We start from the raw sequence: 17,591 nt of genomic DNA on the forward strand, positions 1-17,591 counted from the left end.
GACTGCCATGAGCCCGTCACACCCTGCCGCCCCCCCCACATTGGGCTGGACCCTGGTCCTGGGAATCGCGGCGGGGATGCTGGTGCCGATCCTGTTGACCCAGGCGCTGGCGCCGGAAGCGGTCATGGCGGCTGTCGGCGGGACCATTCTGGGGACCGTGGGCAGCCTTGTGGGCAGTTCCCGCAGAAGCCTGGCCGGGGCGATGGTGCTGGTGGCCCTCATGGCCCTCGATCTCATGGCCCCCGGCGCCTGGAACCTGTTGCCCGTGGTTCTGGTCCTGGCCCTTGCCGCCGGGGTCGAAACCGCCACCACGGGCGGGCGCAGCCTGACCATGTCCCTGTTCGGGGCCGTGATGCTGTCGGGGGCGATCCTGCGGGATGGCACACCGCTGGGGCTGGCCGCCGCGGTGTTCCTGGCCAGCCTGCTGTTCGGCGCCCTTCTGGCCGTGGCCCTGAAACTGCACGGACGGGCAGCCCTGCCCGCCAATGACGTGCGGGGCGGGATTGCCCATGCGGTGTTTCTTTGTACCGGCCTGTTGCTGACCCATGCCCTGGTGGGCAACATGGGCGCAACGCTGGCCATGTGGACCCTGCAGATGTTCGTGATGCGGGCGATGGCCCCGCCCGAGATGAGCTTGCGCCGCAGCCTGCAATACGTCTGCGGTGCCGCCATCGGCGCCGCGCTGGCCTCGGCCTGGCAGTTTCTGCACCCGATGGATGCCGCCACCCTGCCGCGCATGCTGGTGGCCGCCGCCTGTCTGATGCTTGGCCTGCGCTATACCGTTTCGGCGCGGGTTTTCTCGGCGGCAGCCCTGACGCTGGCGGTGCTGCTGGCGTCGGCGGCCTCACCGGGACAGGCGCTGATCCGCTTCGAGGCCGCCGGGCTCAGCGCGCTTGTGGCCCTGGTGTTGCTTCTGGCGTTGCAGGTGCTGGGATCTCTGTTGTGGCCGCGCCGCGGGTCCCAAGGACCATGACCGCTCCCGAGCCGACAATCACCGCAATGCCGGTCAGCGCCCAGCCGTCCACCGTCTGCCCCAGCAGGACATAGCCCCAGAACACCGCGAAGATCAGCAGCGCGTATTCGAAGACCGCCACGAAGGACGCCTCGGCGATCTGGTAGGCGCGGATGATCAGCCCCACCGCGAAGATCGACCCCAGCGCCTGCGCCACGGTCCAGCCCCACGCCGCCACCGACATCTGCCCCCACAGCCGCCAGGGGAAGCCCTCGGGCCCGGCGGGCACCGGTTGGGGAAACAGGCTCAGCCCGGCGAGACCGACCAGCCCCCACAGGCCAAGGGCGGCGAAGAAGCCAAACAGCAGGGTCAGCGCGGTTTCCTCGGCACACCATTCGCGCGTGGCGATCTGGGCCAGCGCATAGAGCACGCCCGAGATCAGTGGCAGCGCCGTCAGCCAAGTCAGGGTGCCGGTGTCGGGGCGCAGAACCAGCATCACCCCGACGAACCCGGCAATCACCGCGACGATCCGCACCCGGCCAAGGGATTTGTCGAAGAACAGCGCCGACAACAGCAAGACCCAGATCGGCGCGGTGAACAACCCGGCGATGACCTCGGAAATCGGCAACAGCACCAGCGCCCCGAAATAGGTGACCAGCGCCACCGACAAGATCGCACTGCGTGCCACCACCACGCCCCAATGCCGGGGCTGCAACCGCGTGCCGGTCAGCCGGGCATAGATCGCCAGAAGGCCAAGGCACATGGAGGACCGGACGACGTGGAACTGCCACAGCCCGGTGGTCTCGGCGATCACCCGCACGTAGTTGTCGATCAGCCCCATGGTCGCCATGGCCGTCAGGATCATGGCGGCGGCAGCAAGCGGGCGGGGGGCGGCAAAGGGGCGGGTCATACCTTCATTGGCCGCGCGCCGGGGCCAAGGTCAAGGTGCTGCGATTTTGAGCGATTGTATCGCCCCGCCCCCTCCCCTAGTCTGGCGTCAGGCAGAACTCAGGCAGGCAGGCCCGTCCGAATGACGGCGTTGGACAAATTCGAGAAGCTGGAATGTCCCGGGCTTTGGCGTGAAACCCTGTCCGAGCAGCGCCGCAATGTCTTCGTGTCATTGGGCGACGCCACCCTCATCATCAAGGATGCCACCGACACCGCGCTGGCGCATTGGTCGCTGCCAGCGGTCGAGCGCAGCAATCCCGGCACGGTCCCCGCGATCTACACCCCCGGCGGCGATGCCGAGGAAGAACTTGAGATCGACGACGACACGATGATCGAGGCGATCCGCACCGTGCAACAGGCGGTGGCGCGCACCAAGCCCCAGCGCGGGCGGCTGCGGCGGGTGATCCTTGGGCTCAGCCTGCTGGGGGTCGCCGTACTGGCGGTGTTCTGGCTGCCCGGCGCGCTGGTGCGGCACACCGCGCAGGTCCTGCCCGACACCGTGCGTCAGGAAATCGGCCAGCGGCTGCTGAAAAACCTGGTGCCCTTCACCGGCGCGGCCTGCACCGATGCCACCGGCACCCGCGTTCTGAACCAGTTGAAGCGGCGCACCCTTGGCCCCGAATCGTGGAACGTGGTTGTCGTGCCCAGCGGCCCGGCCCTGTCGGCGCATCTGCCCGGCGCGATGATCCTGCTGCGCAAGGATGTGATCGAGGACGAGCGGACCCCCGATCTGGCCGCCGGGGCCATCGTGCTGGAAGCGGCGCGCGCCCGCCACGTCGATCCGCTTCTGGCGGTGTTGGACCAGGCCGGCCCTTTTGCCACCCTGCGCCTGCTGACGCAGGGCGAGATCGGCGACGCAGTTCTTCAGGCTGCGGCCCAGACCTATCTGGTGACACCCCCGGTGTCGGTGCCCGAGGCGCAACTGGCCGAAAAGTTCCGGGCGGTGCAGGTCGATCCTGCCGCGATTTCCGCACGCAGCGGTCTGACAATCCCGCCGCTGACAACAGCCCCCGACAAGCCCCTTCTCAGCGACAGCGCGTGGTTGCGGCTGGGGGCAATCTGTTCGGGCTGACGTGACGCTCAGATGTCGAAGCGCCCGGCCTCGACATTCTTGTCCAGGTATTCCGCGGGCAGCACCCGCCCGTTCATCACCCCGTAGATCCCCGCAGGCAAGGTCTGCGCCGCGACCACCGCACCGCCGAGGTTGAACGACCCATCCGAGGCGCTGAGCGAATGCGGCCGCATGGCGCCGGTCAGCACCACGGTCTTGCCCTGAACCCGGTCTGCCAGCCAGCGCGCGGTTTCCCCCATGGTGCCGGTGCCATGGGTGATGACCAGCGCGATTTCGGGGGCAGCCAGCACCGCGTCGGATATGGCGGTACGGTCGGCGTCGTCGAACTCCAGACTGTCCTTCAGCAGCACCTTCTGGACCCTCGGGTGATGGCAGCGCCCCATGGCCAGGATATCGGGGATCTGGGTGGCGCCGTCCCTGGCAAAGACGATGGCCTCGATCCTTGGGTCATGCACCTTGTCGATGGTGCCGCCGGTCACGAGGATCCGCACATCCGGAAAGTCTGGAAGGGTCATCGGGGGTCTCCTAGCCGCGCATGAGGCTTCGGATCACACCTGCCAGAAAGAGCAGCGTCAAGAGCGGAAACACCACCAGCCTCAGGGTGTAGATCGCCACGATCTCAAGCGAGGCATCGAAAATCGCCGTGCCGCGTTCTTCGACCTGGTCCATGTCGGGCAGATGCGCCGACAGGTCGGACCAGGCCCCGGTGACCGAACTCTTCATCCCGTTCAGCACACGGGTCATCAGCCCCGGCGCGGGGTCGTCGGGATTTTCGGGGACCGGGGTTTCAGCCAGCGCCTCCAGCCCGCGGGTCAGGGTGGCTTCTTCCCCCTGAAGCTGGGCCACGGCGGTCTCCAGCCGATCATGGGTTGTCAAATCGCCAAGCCAGCCGCCCGCCGCATAGCTCAGCGGCAGAACCAGCCCGATCACAAGGCCAAAGCGGGTAACCGTTGCGAACCCCCGCTCAAGCCCGCGCAGGCGCGGCGTCTGGACCGGGCGCAGCGCATCGCGCAGCCCCCATTGCGCCGCCAGCCCGACGGTGGCCAGGGCCAGCCCGACCGTTCCCAGCGGCGCGAAGGCCACCGCCAGAAGGGCTGAAAGCCCCGCCAGCAGGAACACCGCATCCGACACCCGCGCCACAGTTTCATCCAGCGGATCGAGGATCATCGCCGGCTTGCCTTCGACGGCGCCGACGAATTCCACCCCGACCGAGGTCTGCTTGGCCGTGGACAGCACCGCGTTGATGGTGCGCAAGGCCGCATAGGTGGCTCCGGCGCTGGTCAGAACGCGGGTATTGAACTCCTGCGCGGCACGCAGCCCCGGCGGGCCGGTGACCACCAGCGCCAGCAACACCGCGACCGCCGCCAGCCGCCAATGGTGCAGGACGCGCGACAGGGGGGAGGCCGGCGTGGCACGCATCAAGGGGCTACATCACCCCCGGCACGACCTGATCCGGCGGCCGGTGACCATCGGCAAAGGTCTTGATGTTGATGATGACCTTCTCGCCCATCTCGATGCGGCCTTCTACGGTGGCCGAGGACATATGCGGCAGCAGCACCACGTTGGGCAGTTCGCGCAGCACGTCGTTGATTTCGACGCCATGCTCGTAGACATCCAGACCGGCCCCGGCCAGATTGCCCGCCCGCAATTCGCGCGCCAGCGCGTTTTCGTCCACCACATCGCCGCGCGAGGTGTTCACGATCACCGCCGAGGGCTTCATCAGCTGCAACCGGCGAGCGTTGATCAGGTGGAAGGTGTCGGGCGTCGAGGGGCAGTTGATCGACAGCACATCGACGCGCTTGACCATCTCGTCCAGATCTTCCCAATAGGTCGCGCCCAACTCGGACTCGATGCTTTCGGCGACGCGGCGACGGTTGTGATAATGCACCTGCATGCCGAAGGCCTGCGCCCGGCGCGCCAGGGCCTGGCCAATGCGGCCCATGCCCAGAATGCCCAGCCGACGCCCGCCGATGCGGCCGCCCAGCAAGGCGGTCGGCGCCCAGCCGGTCCAGCTTTTGCTTTGCACCATGGCCAGCCCTTCGGGGATGCGGCGGGTGACCGACAGCATCAGCGCCATCGCCATGTCGGCAGTATCCTCGGTCACGACACCGGGGGTGTTGGTCACCAGAATGGCGCGGCTGCGCGCCGAGGCCACGTCGATGTGATCCACGCCCGCGCCATACGACGCGATCAGCTTCAGACCGGGTCCGGCCTGCGCCATCATTGCAGCGTCGATCTGGTCGGTGACGGTGGCCACCAGCACCTCGCAGCTCTGCATGGCTGCCACCAGTTCGGCGCGGCTCATCTGGGTATCCTCGTCGCGCAAACGCACGTCAAACAGATCCCTCAGCCGGTTCTCCACCGGTTCCGGCAACCGTCGTGTCACCACAACACTCACGCGCTTTGCGGGCATACTGGAACTCCTCGTCTTCTAATCCGTCGTGTTGGCTGGCAAAGTGACTTATAGGGAACCGGCGCACAAGCGCCGGGATCGGATAGCGACAAAAACACGCCGGATAACGGGCAGGACAACATGAGCAAGCACTGGCGGCAGACCGCGTGGCGCAAGGCCATGGCGGCGATTTCAGCGATGATGGTGATGGCAATGGCCAGCGGCACCGGGGCCGAAAGCCTGGGACCGGTCACGAACCTGCCGATTCCGCGGTTCGTCTCGATCAAGACCAACGAGGCCAACATCCGCCGCGGCCCCTCGACCACCCACAGAATCGACTGGGTGTTCCGTCATCAGGGAATGCCGGTGATCGTCACCGGCGAATACGGCCACTGGCGGCGGGTGGTGGATCGCGACGGGGTCGGCGGCTGGATCCATTATGCCCTGCTGTCGGGCACCCGAACGGTGATCGTGGATGCCGACGAGGTTCTTCTGCGCAGCCAACCGTCGACCAACGCCAAGGTCAAGGCCCGCGCCGAGAAAGGCGTCATCGCCCGGCTGGGCGACTGCGAGAACGACTGGTGCGAGATTCGCGCCGACGGCTATCGCGGCTGGGTCGCGGCCAATGCCCTGTGGGGACTGGACGTGAACGACGTGCGCGGCGCCCCCGAAGACTGAAGCCCCGCGCTGGTCGGTCAGGCCGCTGTCAGGCCCCGGCCTTTCAGCAAGGCCTCGACCCCCGGCAAACGCCCCCGGAACCGGGTATAGAGCGCCTTGGCATCGACGCTGCCACCCTTGGACAGCACATGGTCGTGCAGCGCCTGCGCGGTGGCCGGATCGAAGGCATCGCCCACGTCCTCGAAGGCCTCGAAAGCATCGGCATCCATGACCTCGGACCACATGTAGCTGTAGTAGCCCGAGGAATATCCGTCGCCGGAAAAGACATGGGCGAAATGCGGGCTGGCGTGGCGCATGGTGATGGCGTGGGGCAGCCCGATGTCGGCCAGCACCTCGGCCTGCCGCGCCATGACATCCTCTGGTGCGGTGCCCTCGTGAAACGCCAGATCGACCAGCGCCGAGGCGACATATTCCACCGTGGCAAAGCCCTGATCGAAGTTCTTGGCCTTCAACAGGCGGTCCAGCATGTCGGCGGGCATCGGGGCGCCGGTGTCTGCAAGGGTGGCGAATTCGGCCAGGACCTCGGGCACTTCCAGCCAATGCTCGTACAACTGGCTGGGAAGCTCGACGAAATCCCGTGCTACCGAGGTGCCAGAGATGCTTTCATAGGTCACGTCCGACAGCATCTGGTGCAGCGCATGGCCGAATTCGTGAAACAGGGTACGGGCGTCGTCATAGGACAGCAGCGCCGGCTGGCCGGCCTCGGGCTTGGCGAAATTGCACACGTTGATGACCACGGGGCGGATGTTCCCGGCCAGTTTCTGCTGGCTGCGCATGGCCGAGCACCATGCGCCCGAGCGTTTCGACGCGCGCGCGAAATAATCCCCGATGAACAGCGCCAGATGCTCGCCGTTGCGGGTGATCTCCCACGCGCGGCAGTCGGGATGGTAAAGCGGCACATCGACCGGCCGGGCTTCGATCCCGAACAGCCGGTGCGCACAGGAAAACGCGGCTTCGATCATCCGGTCCAACTGCAGGAAGGGCTTCAACTCGGCCTCGTCCAGATCATGTTCGGCCTTGCGGCGCTTTTCGGCGTAGTACCGCCAGTCCCAAGGTTCCAGATCGCCGTTGATGCCATCGGCGCGCATCATCGCGGTCAGTACCTCGGCATCGGCCTCGGCCATGGCGCGGGCAGGCTCCCACACCGCCATCAGCAGATTGCGCACGGCGTCTGGGGTTTCGGCCATCTCGGTTTCCAGCTTGTAGGCGGCGAAACTGTCATAGCCCAAAAGGGCCGCGCGTTCTTCGCGCAGCTTCAGGATCTCGGCGGCGACGGCGCGGTTGTCGGTCTTGCCGCCGTTTGCCCCGCGCGCCACCCAGGCGGCGAAGGCCTTCTGGCGCAGGTCGCGGCGCGGCGAGAATTGCAGGAACGGCACGATCAGAGAGCGCGACAGCGTCACCACCGGCCCGTCTTGGCCACGCTCGGCCCCGGCGGCGCGGGCGGTGGCCTTCACGAAGTCGGGCAGACCTTCCAGATCGGCCTCGGCCAGCGGCATCGACCAGGCGCGCTCATCCGCCAGCAGGTTCTGGGTGAACTGCGTGCCAAGGCTGGCCAGCCGTTCCTTGATCTCGCCCAGACGGCTGCGCGCGGCCCCTTCCAACTGCGCCCCTGCCCGCACGAACCCGCGCCGGGTCAGCATCAGAACACGGGCCTGTTCTTCGGTCAGCTCCAGCGTGTCGCGCGCCTGCCACAGGGTTTCGATCCGGGCGAACAGATCGGCGTTCATGGTGATCTCGCTGCCATAGGCGGCCAGCTTGGGCGAAAATTCCCGCATCAGGTCTTCGCGGGCGGGCGTCGCATCGGCCCCGGCCACGGCATAGAAGGCGCCCAGCACCCGGCCCAGAGTCTCGTCGGCGCGTTCCAGCGCCTCGATGGTGTTGGCGAAGGTCGGGGCTTCGGCCTGATCGGTGATGGCCTTGATCGCGGCGCGGCCGTCGTCCAGCGCGGCCGCGACCGCCGGCGAGAAATCCTCGTCTCGGATGGCGTCATAGGGCGGAAGGTCGAAGGGCGTGTCCCAAGTGGCAAGCAGCGGGTTGGTCATGAAGACTCCGTCGAAGGGACCGCACCGCAAACCGGGCAGTCGGGGTTCCGGGTCAGGGCGATGCGGCGGGTTTCGCCCCACAGCCCGTCGTAAATCAGAAGGGCATCGTTCAGCGGCGCACCGATCTCGCAGATCCGCTTGATCGCCTCCACCGCCATCATGGTGCCGATGACGCCGGGCAAGGGGCCGATCACCCCGCCCTCGGCGCAGGAGGGCGCAAGTCCCGCCGCCGGTTCTTGGGGAAAGATGCAGGCATAGCACGGCCCGCCCGTGGCCGGGTCGAACAGGGCCAACTGGCCTTCCCACTGGGTGATGGCACCCGAGATCAGCGGTTTGCCAAGCGCCACGCAGGTGCGGTTGACCAGCGCGCGGGTGGCAAAGTCGTCGCAGCCGTCCAGCACCAGATCGTAGTCGGCAATCAGGTCTTCGGCGATGTCTTCGGTCAGGCGGCGGTGAAAGGGCCGCAGGATCACATGCGGGTTCAGGTCGCGCAGGCGGGTCTGGGCCGAGAACACCTTGGGCATCCCCAGCGTTGCCTCGGAATGGATCACTTGCCGTTGCAGGTTGGACGCATCGACCACATCGTCGTCGATCACCCCGAGGGTGCCGACCCCCGCCGCGCCCAAGTATTCCAGCACCGGCGCCCCCAGACCACCCGCGCCGATCACCAGCACTTGGGCGGCTTTCAGACGGCGCTGGCCCATGCCGCCCAATTCGCGCAGCACGATGTGGCGGGCATAGCGGTCCAGTTCGGCATCGGTCAGCGGCGCGGTCTGGTCCGGCGCGGCCTGCGCCGTGTCGGCCTTGTTCTCGGGACGCACGCGGGCGCGCAGGCGTTTCAGCACCACCGCATAGCCATAGGCCAGCCCCCCTAACACGCCCAGCACCAGCCAGTTGCCCGCCGAGCCTCCCAGCGTCTGCCGCAGCGGCGCGCCCTCGGGCAGCACCAGCAACACGGCGATCACCGCCAGATAGAGAAACCCGATCATCAGGGCCCGCACCTGAAGGGGCATCCCGAGCATCCAGCCCAGCCCCCAAAACCCCGCTGCCGCCGCCAGAAACAGCGCCATCAGCCGGTACCGGTCGAGCCGAACCCCCCGGCGCCGCGCGCGGTATCGTCCAGCGTTTCGGCCAGAACGAAGCCCGCTTGCAGCACCGGGGCCAGGATCATCTGGGCAATGCGGTCGCCATGCGAGATCACGAAGGGCTGTTCGCCCATGTTCATCAGGATCACCCCCAGCGGGCCGCGATAGTCGGCGTCGATGGTGCCGGGCGCATTGGGCAGGGTGATCCCGTGTTTCAGCGCCAGCCCCGAGCGGGGGCGGATCTGCACTTCGTAGCCTTCAGGGATCGCCATCCGCAGTCCGGTGGGCACCAGCCCGCGCGCGCCGGGATAGACCGTCATGCCGCTTTTGCGCAGGCTGGGAGCGAAATTGGCGCGCAGATCGGCACCGGCGGCCTGCGAGGTTTCATAGGAGGGCAGCGGCAGGGTGCGGTCGGCCTCGTCGGTCCAGGCCAGGGTCACGGGAATGCGGGTCATGTCAGGGCCTCGGCGATGCGTTGGGCCAGCCGGGCCGAAACCTCGGCCTTGCCCATGCGCGGCCAGTCCTCGGCCCCGGCCTCGGTGATCAGGGTCACGGCGTTTTCGGTGCCGCCCATGATGCCGGTGCCCGGCGACACATCATTGGCGACAATCCAGTCGCAGCCCTTGCGGAGGCGCTTGGCCGTCGCATGGGCAATCACGTCGTGGGTTTCGGCGGCAAAGCCGACCACCAGTCCGGGGCGGTCCGGTCCTTTGGAAACCCCGGCCAGAATGTCGGGATTTTCCACCAGATCCAGCGGCGGCGGTGCGCCGGTGCCATCCTTTTTCAGCTTGCGGTCGCCCGCACCGGCCATGCGCCAATCGGCCACGGCGGCGGCAAAGACGGCGGCATCCGCCGGCAAGGCCGCGCTGACGGCCTCTTGCATCTGGAGCGCGGTTTCCACGGCGACGACCTGCACACCTTCGGGCGGTGGCACGCTGGCCGGGCCGGTGACGAAAATCACCTCGGCCCTCAGTGCGGCCAGCGCCGCCGCCAGGGCCGTGCCCTGTGCGCCGGACGAGCGGTTGGCGATATAGCGCACCGGATCAATGGGTTCATGCGTCGGACCCGAGGTCACGACGATGCGCTTGCCCGTCAGCGGTCCATCGGCGAAATGGGCCTGTGTGGCGGCCAGAATCTCGGCCGGTTCGGCCATCCGGCCAAAGCCGAATTCGCCGCAGGCCATCGCCCCTTCGTTGGGGCCGACCACGCGCACCCCATCGCCTTTCAGCACCGCCAGATTGCGCCGGGTGGCGGGATGATCCCACATGCGCACGTTCATCGCGGGCGCGATCAGCACCGGCGTGTCGGTGGCCAGCAGCAGCGTGGTGGCCAGATCGTTCGCCTGCCCGGTGGCCATCTTGGCCATCAGATCGGCGGTGGCCGGGGCCACGACCACCAGATCGGCGGCGCGGGACAGTTGGATATGGCCCATCTCGGCCTCGTCCGTCAGGTCGAACAGATCGCGATAGACCTTCGATCCGGCCAGCGCAGAGACCGACAGCGGGGTGACGAATTCCTCGCCCGCACGGGTCAGAACCGGCGTCACGCTGGCGCCGGCGTCCTGATAGCGGCGGATCAACTCCAGCGATTTATAGGCAGCGATGCCGCCCCCGATGATCAGAAGAATGCGCTTGCCTGCCAGCATCTGGTCCCGCTCCATGACTTGCCCGGACCCTAGGCCGGGGCCGCGGGCGGAGCAACCGGGGTTTTGGCCTTGCTACTTCGCAAAGACAGCGCAGGGATCGTCGCGTTCCGCCGGGGCCGACAGGATCCACAGATCATAGGGCGCGTCGACGGGCGGCGTGTCCTGATCTTCGATCTGCCCCACTGACAGCACGGTGACCTCGGGCGCGGCGTGGGACAGGTAGACCGGAATACCCCAGTCCTTGCGCACATGGCCGTTGCCGGCAATCACCGCCACCGGGCCGCCGGTTTCCTCCAGCGCCTGCAGGATCGACCGGGCAAAGGCGGCATCGCGGAACCGCTGGGCATCGACCATGCCCGGCAGCATCTCGCGGGGGAGGGCATCGCAATGGGCCGCGAATTGCGCCTCTTCACGGGTGGCCTGTTCGTCCTCGGGCAACGGCTGATCCAGCCCGAAGCGCGCGGCCTCGGGCCCGAAGGCCGTCGCGGCCCCAACATCGAACACTGCGCCAAGATCGGCGCGGGGCACGGCCATGCCAAAGATGCGCGTGGCGCGGGCCGCCTCGATCACCGGTTCATAAAGGGAAAAGGCGGGCCAGCCGGAGCCGGCCCAATCCAGCGCTTCGGCCAGCGCCTTGCCCGACAGCGTGCTGTCGGCAAGGATGCCGGCCTGAACGGGGGTCAGCATCTCGAACACCACGGCGGCAGGGTCCATGCCCCTGAGGACAGCAGCCTGCCGGTCGTGATGGACCCCATTGTCATGCACCTCGCCCAGCAGCACGATCTGCGCATCGGGCAGATCGATGCGCTCGATCGGCGGGGGCGCGCCTTCGAACGCCGCCGCCGCGCCTGCCAGGGCCAGAAGGCTAGACCAGGAAGCGATGAACCTCGCCGGACTGCGCCTCAAGGTTCCTGCGCATCTTGCCAAAAGCGGCGGCTTCCAGCTGACGGACCCGTTCTTTCGACAGGCCCAGTTCGTTGCCCAGGCTTTCCAGAGTGCGGGGCGTGTCGCGCAGCTTGCGTTCACGGACGATGAACCGCTCGCGCTCGTTGAGCGCGCCCATGGCCTCCAGCAGCCACTCCCGCAGGCGGGAAGTATCGCGCGAATGCTCGACAATATGCTCGGCCTGAAGGCCGTCGTCTTCCAGCGTGTCAATCCATTCACGGCCTTCATCCTCGGCGCTTTGCGTGGCGTTGAGGGAGAAATCCGACCCTGACAGGCGGCCTTCCATCATTTCCACATCGTGCAGGGGCACCCCCACCTCCGAGGCGATCATCTGCCGCAACTGGTGCTTGTCAAGCTCCTCGCCGCGGGTCATGGCTTCGCGCTCCAACCGCGCCTGCACCCGGCGCATATTGAAAAACAACGACTTCTGGCTGCTGGTCGAGCCGGTCCGCACCATCGACCAGTTGCGCATCACGTAGTCCTGAATGGACGCCTTGATCCACCAAACCGCATAAGTCGAAAACCGCACGCCGCGATCCGGGTCGAACTTGTCGGCGGCCTTCATCAGGCCCAGCCCGGCCTCTTGGATCAGGTCGTTCATCGGCGCGCCGTAGCGCTTGAATTTCGACGCCATCGAGATCGCCAGCCGCATGTAGGCGGTGATCAGGCGATGCAGGGCCTGCTCGTCGCGTTGGTCGCGCCAGGCATAGGCCAGGGCCAGCTCGGTCTCGGCGTCCAACAATTCAGCCTTCATTGCGCGGCGCGTCATGGATTGATCCGCGTATCCGTCCAGTGCCATATGATTTCCACTCCCGGTCGGTGCTGCTGTTCAGCGTGGTTGTCGAAAGGGTTACGGACACCTGCGGAAACTGGATCACAACAAATGACAAAAAATGCAGTGCCCCGGCTTGCGCTTGTGACCGGCGGGGCGGCCTCAGGGAAATCCCGTTTCGCCGAAGGGCTGGTGTCGGGCTTTGGCCGCCCCCGCGTCTATGTCGCCACCGCGCAGGCCTGGGATGACGAGATGCGCGCCAAGATCGCGCGGCACCGGGCGCAGCGCGGCCCGGACTGGCGGCAGGTGGATGCGCCCGGCGATCTGGCCGGGGCGCTGGCGCAGGCCCAGCCGGAAGAGGTGTTGCTGGTCGATTGTCTGACCATGTGGCTGACCAACCGGATGCTGGCCGAGGCGGATCTGGCCGCCGAATGCACCGCGCTGGCACAGGCCCTGGCCCGCGCGCCAAGCCAGGTGGTCTGTGTCACCAACGAGGTCGGACAGGGCATCGTGCCTGAAAATGCCATGGCCCGCGCCTTCCGCGAGGTTCAGGGGCGTCTGAACCAGCAGGTCGCCGCCGAGGCCGATCTGGTGGTCGCGGTGATGTCGGGCCTGCCGTTGGTCTTGAAGGGCCGGTTGCCGCATGGGTGAGCCGCTGACCATCTGGTGGGTGCGCCACGGGCCGACCCACGCCAAGACCATGATCGGCTGGACCGACCTGCCCGCCGACCTGTCGGATGCGCCGGTGCTGGCCCGCCTGCGCGCCTATCTGCCCGACGTGCCGGTGGTGTCCTCGGACCTGCTGCGGGCGCGCCAGACCGCCGAGGCCATCGCCGGGGACCGTCCGCGCCTGAGCGCCCTGCCCGAGTTGCGCGAGATCCATTTCGGCGCGTGGGAGCATCGCAGCTTCGAAGAGATCGAATCCGAGGCCCCCGATCACATCTTCCGGTTCTGGGATCAGCCCGGCGAGATCTCCCCGCCCGGCGGCGAAAGCTGGAATGCGCTCGCCGATCGGGTGAACCGGGGCGTGGCACAGTTGCACGGCCTGGGCGAGGTCATCGCGGTGGCCCATTTCGGCGCCATCCTGACCCAGGTGCAGCGCGCGCAGGGTGTCAGCGCCAAGCAGGTGATGGGGCAATACATCAACAACCTGTCGGTCACCCGGCTGAGCTTTGACGGGCAGCGCTGGTCGGCACATCCGATCAATCACAGGCCGTGATGGGGCACTTCAAGAATGATCGTTTTTCTGGATTGACCGGCGCGTCTAGGGTGGGGCCATGACCCATATCCTCGCCCTTGCAGACCCCGCCCATTCCAGTTGGTCCATGCGGATCGGCCTGTTGATTCAGCGCTTTGACCTGCCGGTTTCGCTGACCTTCGCCGATCTCTACACCCCTGATTTCCCGAAGATGCTGGCGGATTTCGCGCCGGCCCGCACCGTGCCGGCCCTGAAGCTGGACGATGGCACAGTGGTTTGCGAAAGCCTTGCCATTGCCGAGGAACTGGCCAGCCGCTTTCCCGACGCCGGTCTGTGGCCGCAGGCTCCCTCCGCCCGCGCCCACGCGCGCGGATTGACCGCCGAAATGCACGCGGGCTTCATGGTGCTGCGCGACAAATGCCCGATGAACCTGCGCACCGCCTATGAAAACACGCCGCTTCAGGCCGAGGTGCAGGCCGATCTGGACCGGCTGGAAGACATCTGGGGCCGCGCCCGCGACAGGTTCGCGGCCGACGGTCCGTGGCTGTGTGGACCCTACTCCATCGCCGACGCCTTCTTTGCCCCGGTCGCCGGGCGCATCGCCGGGTACGGGCTGAAGGTGGGCCCGGTCAGCGCGGCCTACACAGCGGCGCATCTGGCCGACCCGGCATTCCAGGCCTGGCGCGCGATGGGGCTGGCTCAGGGGCCGCATCAGGCCACCTATGATCGCCCGTTCCCGCAACGGCCCTGGCCGACACCGGCGGACCTTAACCAAACCTAAAGGCTTCCTGCGCTCCCTTAACCATGAACACCCACAGGAGGGGATCATGGTGGCACGGGCCTTCACGGTGGCCTTCGAAGGGATCGACGCCCGGCTGGTCGAGGTGCAATGCGCCGTCGTGCCCGGCCTGCCCGCGTTCTCCATCGTCGGCCTGCCCAACAAGGCGGTGAGCGAGGCGCGCGACCGCATCCGCATGGCGCTGTCGGCCATGTCCATCGCGCTGCCCTCGAAGCGGGTGACGATCAACCTGTCGCCCGCCGATCTGCCCAAGGAAGGCGCGCATTTCGACCTGCCGATTGCGCTGGCCCTGCTGGCGGCGCTGGACATTCTGCCGCCCGAGGAGGTGGCCGAGACCGTGGCCCTGGGCGAAATGTCGCTGGACGGCACGCTGCATCCGGTGATCGGCGCGCTTCCGGCGGCGCTGGCTGCGGCGGAAGGCGATCGCGCCCTGCTGTGTCCGCGTGCCTGCGGGGCCGAGGCGGCCTGGGTCGGGGACGCCCGTGTTCTGGCCGCCGGATCCCTGGGTGAGGTCGTTCGCCACTTTACTGGACAATCCCCGTTGCAGGATGCCCGCCCCGGCGAGGTGAGCGCCGAGGCCGACGTGGCTGACCTGCGCGACGTCAAGGGTCAGGAACGGGCAAAACGGGCGCTGGAGATTGCCGCTGCCGGACGCCACCACCTGCTGATGACCGGCACGCCGGGATCCGGAAAATCCATGCTGGCTGCACGGTTGCCGGGGCTGCTGCCCCCCCTGTCGGCAGCCGAAGCCCTTGAAACCTCGATGATTCACTCGCTGGCCGGCTTGCTGGACGAAGGCGGAATATCACGCGTGCGCCCGTACCGACGCCCGCATCACACGGCCTCGGTGGCTTCCATCGTCGGCGGCGGCAAGGGGGCCAAACCGGGCGAGATCTCGCTGGCACACAACGGCGTTCTATTTTTGGATGAACTGCCTGAATTCCCGCGCGCGGTGCTGGAAACCCTGCGCCAGCCGATCGAGACCGGCGACGTGGTGGTGTCGCGCGCCAACGCTCATGTGCGGTATCCCGCCCGATTCCTGCTGGTGGCAGCGGCCAATCCCTGCCGCTGCGGCTATCTGAGCGATCCGGGCCGGGCTTGCGCGCGCGCACCGGCCTGCGGCGACGACTACCTCGGGCGCATCTCGGGCCCGCTGATGGATCGGTTCGACCTGCGCGTGGATGTGCCGCCGGTCTCGTTCCAGGACCTGGACCTGCCGCGCGATGGCACGCCCAGCGCCGAAATCGCCGCCCGCGTGGCCGCGGCCCGGCAGGTGCAGGCCGAGCGTTATGCGGAAGTTGCGGATGTTCGGGTCAATGCCGACGCGGAAGGCGTGTTGCTGGAGGACATCGCCCGTCCTGACAAGGCCGGGCGCGAGCTGATGGCCGCCGCCGCCGACCGGCTGGGCCTGACGGCACGCGGCTATCACCGGGTGCTGCGCGTGGCCCGCACCATCGCCGACCTGGCAGGCGAAACCGACGTCGGGCGCGCCCATATTGCCGAGGCGATCAGCTACAGGTTGGACACCCAGCGGCGCTGAAGCACCCCGCTGCGAACTGGCAGCCGGGGTGACGGGGTTCAGCCCCGCCGCGCCTCAATGGCCGCCCAGATCCCGGCGGCGGCGTTGATGCCATTGAACCGCTCCAGCTCTTGCAAGCCGGTGGGCGAGGTCAGGTTGATCTCGGTCAGCTTGTCGCCGATCACGTCAATGCCAACAAAAATCTGGCCATTGTCGCGCAACACCGGCCCGATGGCGGCACAGATTTCACGGTCCCGGTCGGTCAGGGTCGCGGGCTCAGCCCGCCCGCCCACGTGCATGTTGGACCGGGTCTCGCCCTTCTGGGGAACGCGATTGATGGCTCCGATCGGCTCGCCATCGACCAGGATCACCCGTTTGTCACCCTGCTTCACCGCAGGAAGGTACTCCTGCGCGATCAGTGGCTCGTTGTTGAGACCGGTGAATGTCTCGTGCAGCGAGGCAAGGTTGCCGTCATCCGGGCGCAAGCGGAACACCCCGGCGCCACCGTTTCCGAACAAGGGTTTCACGATGATGTCGCCATGCTGCGCCTTGAAGGCACGCAACTCGGCCAGATCGCGGGTGATCGTCGTGGCGGGGATAAGGTCGGGGAACTGCAGCACCAGTAATTTTTCGGGATAGTTGCGCACCCAGAATGGATCATTCACCACCAGCGTTTCCGGATGCACGCGATCCAGCAGATGCGTCGTGGTGATATAGCCCATGTCGAAGGGCGGATCCTGGCGCAGCCAGACCACGTCGAAATCGCTCAGCGCGCGTGTTTCTTCCGGCCCAAGCTGCGCATGGTCACCTTGAACGCGTTGCACGGTGAAAGGGTTTCCGCGCACGCGAATACCACCATCGGCATAGGTCAGCGTGTCGGGCAGGTAGAAGAACAACTCGTGGCCCCGCGCCTGCGCCTCTTCCGCAAGGCGGAAACTGCTGTCGGCGTTGATGTCCACCGATTGGATCGGATCCATCTGGAAGGCGATTTTCATGCGGCAACCCCCTGTTGGTGTGTCTGGGGACTGCATGCCGCATCGTCAGCGGGGCTGCAATGGCTAGGTCATGTTGACAAAAAGGATTCACACTGGCCCTCAGGCGTGATTCAAGCTGGTATCTGTTATGGAGACCAGCTTGGCACGAGAGTTGATGACCGATGAGGAATGGAGGTTCTTTGAACACTTCATCCTGGCTGCCCGCGCACCGAATGGGCGCAAGCCCACCAACCACCGCCTTGTTTTGGATGGAATTTTCTGGATCGCCCGAACCGGCGCGCCATGGCGTGACCTGCCGGAAGACTTCGGCAAATGGTCGAGCGTTTATCGCCAGTTCCGACGCTGGACACTGATGGGACTATGGGAAGAAATCCTGGACGCCCTGAACCAAAGCGGGGCCGTTCCGGACGCCCTGCAAATGGTCGATAGCACTGTCATTCGCGCCCATCATCAGGCAGCGGGTGCTAAAGGGGGACTCCGCGACAGGGTTTTGGGCGCTCAAGAGGTGGGTTCACGACCAAGATCCACCTCCGCGTCAACGCGGCAGGC

The 17,591-nt window shown here is 66.9% G+C and carries 18 protein-coding genes and 1 pseudogene; 8 read left to right on the forward strand and 11 right to left on the reverse strand.

The window, feature by feature from the left end:
• Window positions 1-7 precede the first annotated feature (7 nt).
• A complete protein-coding gene (locus tag ACP15K_RS04300) occupies window positions 8-973 on the forward strand; it encodes a hypothetical protein (protein ID WP_193140557.1) in 966 nt (321 codons plus the stop codon).
• Here ACP15K_RS04300 and ACP15K_RS04305 read toward each other — a convergent pair.
• Window positions 885-1,862 carry a DMT family transporter gene (locus ACP15K_RS04305; protein WP_424989894.1) on the reverse strand — a complete coding sequence of 326 codons (978 nt, stop codon included), beginning with the start codon at window positions 1,860-1,862 and terminating at the stop codon, window positions 885-887. The genes ACP15K_RS04300 and ACP15K_RS04305 overlap by 89 nt on opposite strands.
• A gap of 120 nt (window positions 1,863-1,982) precedes the next feature.
• Between ACP15K_RS04305 and ACP15K_RS04310 the strand changes: the two genes are divergently transcribed.
• Window positions 1,983-2,972 (forward strand): hypothetical protein, encoded by a 990-nt coding sequence (locus ACP15K_RS04310; RefSeq protein WP_424989895.1) that lies wholly within the window; start codon window positions 1,983-1,985, stop codon window positions 2,970-2,972.
• A gap of 8 nt (window positions 2,973-2,980) precedes the next feature.
• Here the strand turns inward: ACP15K_RS04310 and ACP15K_RS04315 are convergent, their stop codons facing one another.
• The 3 genes from ACP15K_RS04315 to ACP15K_RS04325 are packed head-to-tail and all read right to left on the reverse strand — an operon-like array spanning window position 2,981 to window position 5,385.
• Window positions 2,981-3,487 carry an asparaginase domain-containing protein gene (locus ACP15K_RS04315; RefSeq protein WP_424989896.1) on the reverse strand — a complete coding sequence of 169 codons (507 nt, stop codon included), beginning with the start codon at window positions 3,485-3,487 and terminating at the stop codon, window positions 2,981-2,983.
• A 10-nt stretch (window positions 3,488-3,497) separates the two neighbouring features.
• Window positions 3,498-4,391: a hypothetical protein gene (locus ACP15K_RS04320; protein WP_424989897.1), complete on the reverse strand. Its 894-nt coding sequence runs from the start codon at window positions 4,389-4,391 to the stop codon at window positions 3,498-3,500.
• Between the two features lie 7 nt (window positions 4,392-4,398).
• Window positions 4,399-5,385, reverse strand: coding sequence for a 2-hydroxyacid dehydrogenase (locus ACP15K_RS04325; RefSeq protein ID WP_193140552.1), 987 nt, complete (start codon window positions 5,383-5,385; stop codon window positions 4,399-4,401).
• Between the two features lie 120 nt (window positions 5,386-5,505).
• Here ACP15K_RS04325 and ACP15K_RS04330 point away from each other — a divergent pair, with 120 nt between their 5' ends.
• Window positions 5,506-6,042, forward strand: coding sequence for an SH3 domain-containing protein (locus ACP15K_RS04330; protein ID WP_226925691.1), 537 nt, complete (start codon window positions 5,506-5,508; stop codon window positions 6,040-6,042).
• Between the two features lie 17 nt (window positions 6,043-6,059).
• On the opposite strand, the gene ACP15K_RS04335 is transcribed toward ACP15K_RS04330, so the two are convergent.
• From ACP15K_RS04335 to ACP15K_RS04360, 6 genes are all read right to left on the reverse strand, one after another.
• A complete protein-coding gene (locus ACP15K_RS04335; RefSeq protein ID WP_424989898.1) occupies window positions 6,060-8,084 on the reverse strand; it encodes a M3 family metallopeptidase in 2,025 nt (674 codons plus the stop codon).
• A complete protein-coding gene (locus ACP15K_RS04340; protein WP_424989899.1) occupies window positions 8,081-9,154 on the reverse strand; it encodes a HesA/MoeB/ThiF family protein in 1,074 nt (357 codons plus the stop codon). Before ACP15K_RS04340 ends, ACP15K_RS04335 begins: the two co-directional genes overlap by 4 nt.
• The gene (dut, locus tag ACP15K_RS04345) at window positions 9,154-9,624 is read right to left on the reverse strand and encodes a dUTP diphosphatase (RefSeq protein WP_193140549.1); all 471 of its coding nucleotides are present in this window, start codon (window positions 9,622-9,624) and stop codon (window positions 9,154-9,156) included. Before dut ends, ACP15K_RS04340 begins: the two co-directional genes overlap by 1 nt.
• Window positions 9,621-10,814, reverse strand: coding sequence for a bifunctional phosphopantothenoylcysteine decarboxylase/phosphopantothenate--cysteine ligase CoaBC (gene coaBC / locus ACP15K_RS04350; protein WP_424989906.1), 1,194 nt, complete (start codon window positions 10,812-10,814; stop codon window positions 9,621-9,623). Before coaBC ends, dut begins: the two co-directional genes overlap by 4 nt.
• Before the next feature lie 72 nt (window positions 10,815-10,886).
• On the reverse strand, window positions 10,887-11,720 hold the full coding sequence (locus ACP15K_RS04355; protein WP_424989900.1) for a ChaN family lipoprotein: 834 nt from the start codon (window positions 11,718-11,720) through the stop codon (window positions 10,887-10,889).
• Window positions 11,680-12,558, reverse strand: a complete 879-nt coding sequence (locus ACP15K_RS04360) for an RNA polymerase factor sigma-32 (protein ID WP_193140547.1) — start codon at window positions 12,556-12,558, stop codon at window positions 11,680-11,682. Before ACP15K_RS04360 ends, ACP15K_RS04355 begins: the two co-directional genes overlap by 41 nt.
• Window positions 12,559-12,642: 84 nt before the next feature.
• On the opposite strand from ACP15K_RS04360, the gene cobU reads away from it, so the two are divergent.
• From cobU to ACP15K_RS04380, 4 genes are read left to right on the forward strand one after another with little or no spacing between them, the layout of a single operon-like run.
• Window positions 12,643-13,182, forward strand: coding sequence for a bifunctional adenosylcobinamide kinase/adenosylcobinamide-phosphate guanylyltransferase (gene cobU, locus ACP15K_RS04365; protein ID WP_424989901.1), 540 nt, complete (start codon window positions 12,643-12,645; stop codon window positions 13,180-13,182).
• The gene (locus ACP15K_RS04370) at window positions 13,175-13,750 is read left to right on the forward strand and encodes a histidine phosphatase family protein (RefSeq protein WP_193140545.1); all 576 of its coding nucleotides are present in this window, start codon (window positions 13,175-13,177) and stop codon (window positions 13,748-13,750) included. The genes cobU and ACP15K_RS04370 overlap by 8 nt, the downstream gene beginning before the upstream one ends.
• 58 nt (window positions 13,751-13,808) lie before the next feature.
• A complete protein-coding gene (locus ACP15K_RS04375; RefSeq protein ID WP_193140544.1) occupies window positions 13,809-14,510 on the forward strand; it encodes a glutathione S-transferase in 702 nt (233 codons plus the stop codon).
• Window positions 14,511-14,556: 46 nt separating this feature from the next.
• Window positions 14,557-16,068, forward strand: coding sequence for a YifB family Mg chelatase-like AAA ATPase (locus tag ACP15K_RS04380; RefSeq protein ID WP_193140543.1), 1,512 nt, complete (start codon window positions 14,557-14,559; stop codon window positions 16,066-16,068).
• A 38-nt stretch (window positions 16,069-16,106) separates the two neighbouring features.
• Here the strand turns inward: ACP15K_RS04380 and gshB are convergent, their stop codons facing one another.
• Complete coding sequence (gene gshB / locus ACP15K_RS04385) at window positions 16,107-17,042, reverse strand: glutathione synthase (RefSeq protein WP_193140542.1); 936 nt, start codon at window positions 17,040-17,042, stop codon at window positions 16,107-16,109.
• A gap of 127 nt (window positions 17,043-17,169) precedes the next feature.
• Between gshB and ACP15K_RS04390 the strand changes: the two are divergent.
• Window positions 17,170-17,591 (forward strand): annotated as a pseudogene (locus ACP15K_RS04390) (IS5 family transposase); the annotation flags it as partial.

The sequence above is a fragment of the Fluviibacterium sp. S390 genome, from assembly GCF_049800695.1.
Lineage (GTDB): Bacteria > Pseudomonadota > Alphaproteobacteria > Rhodobacterales > Rhodobacteraceae > Meridianimarinicoccus.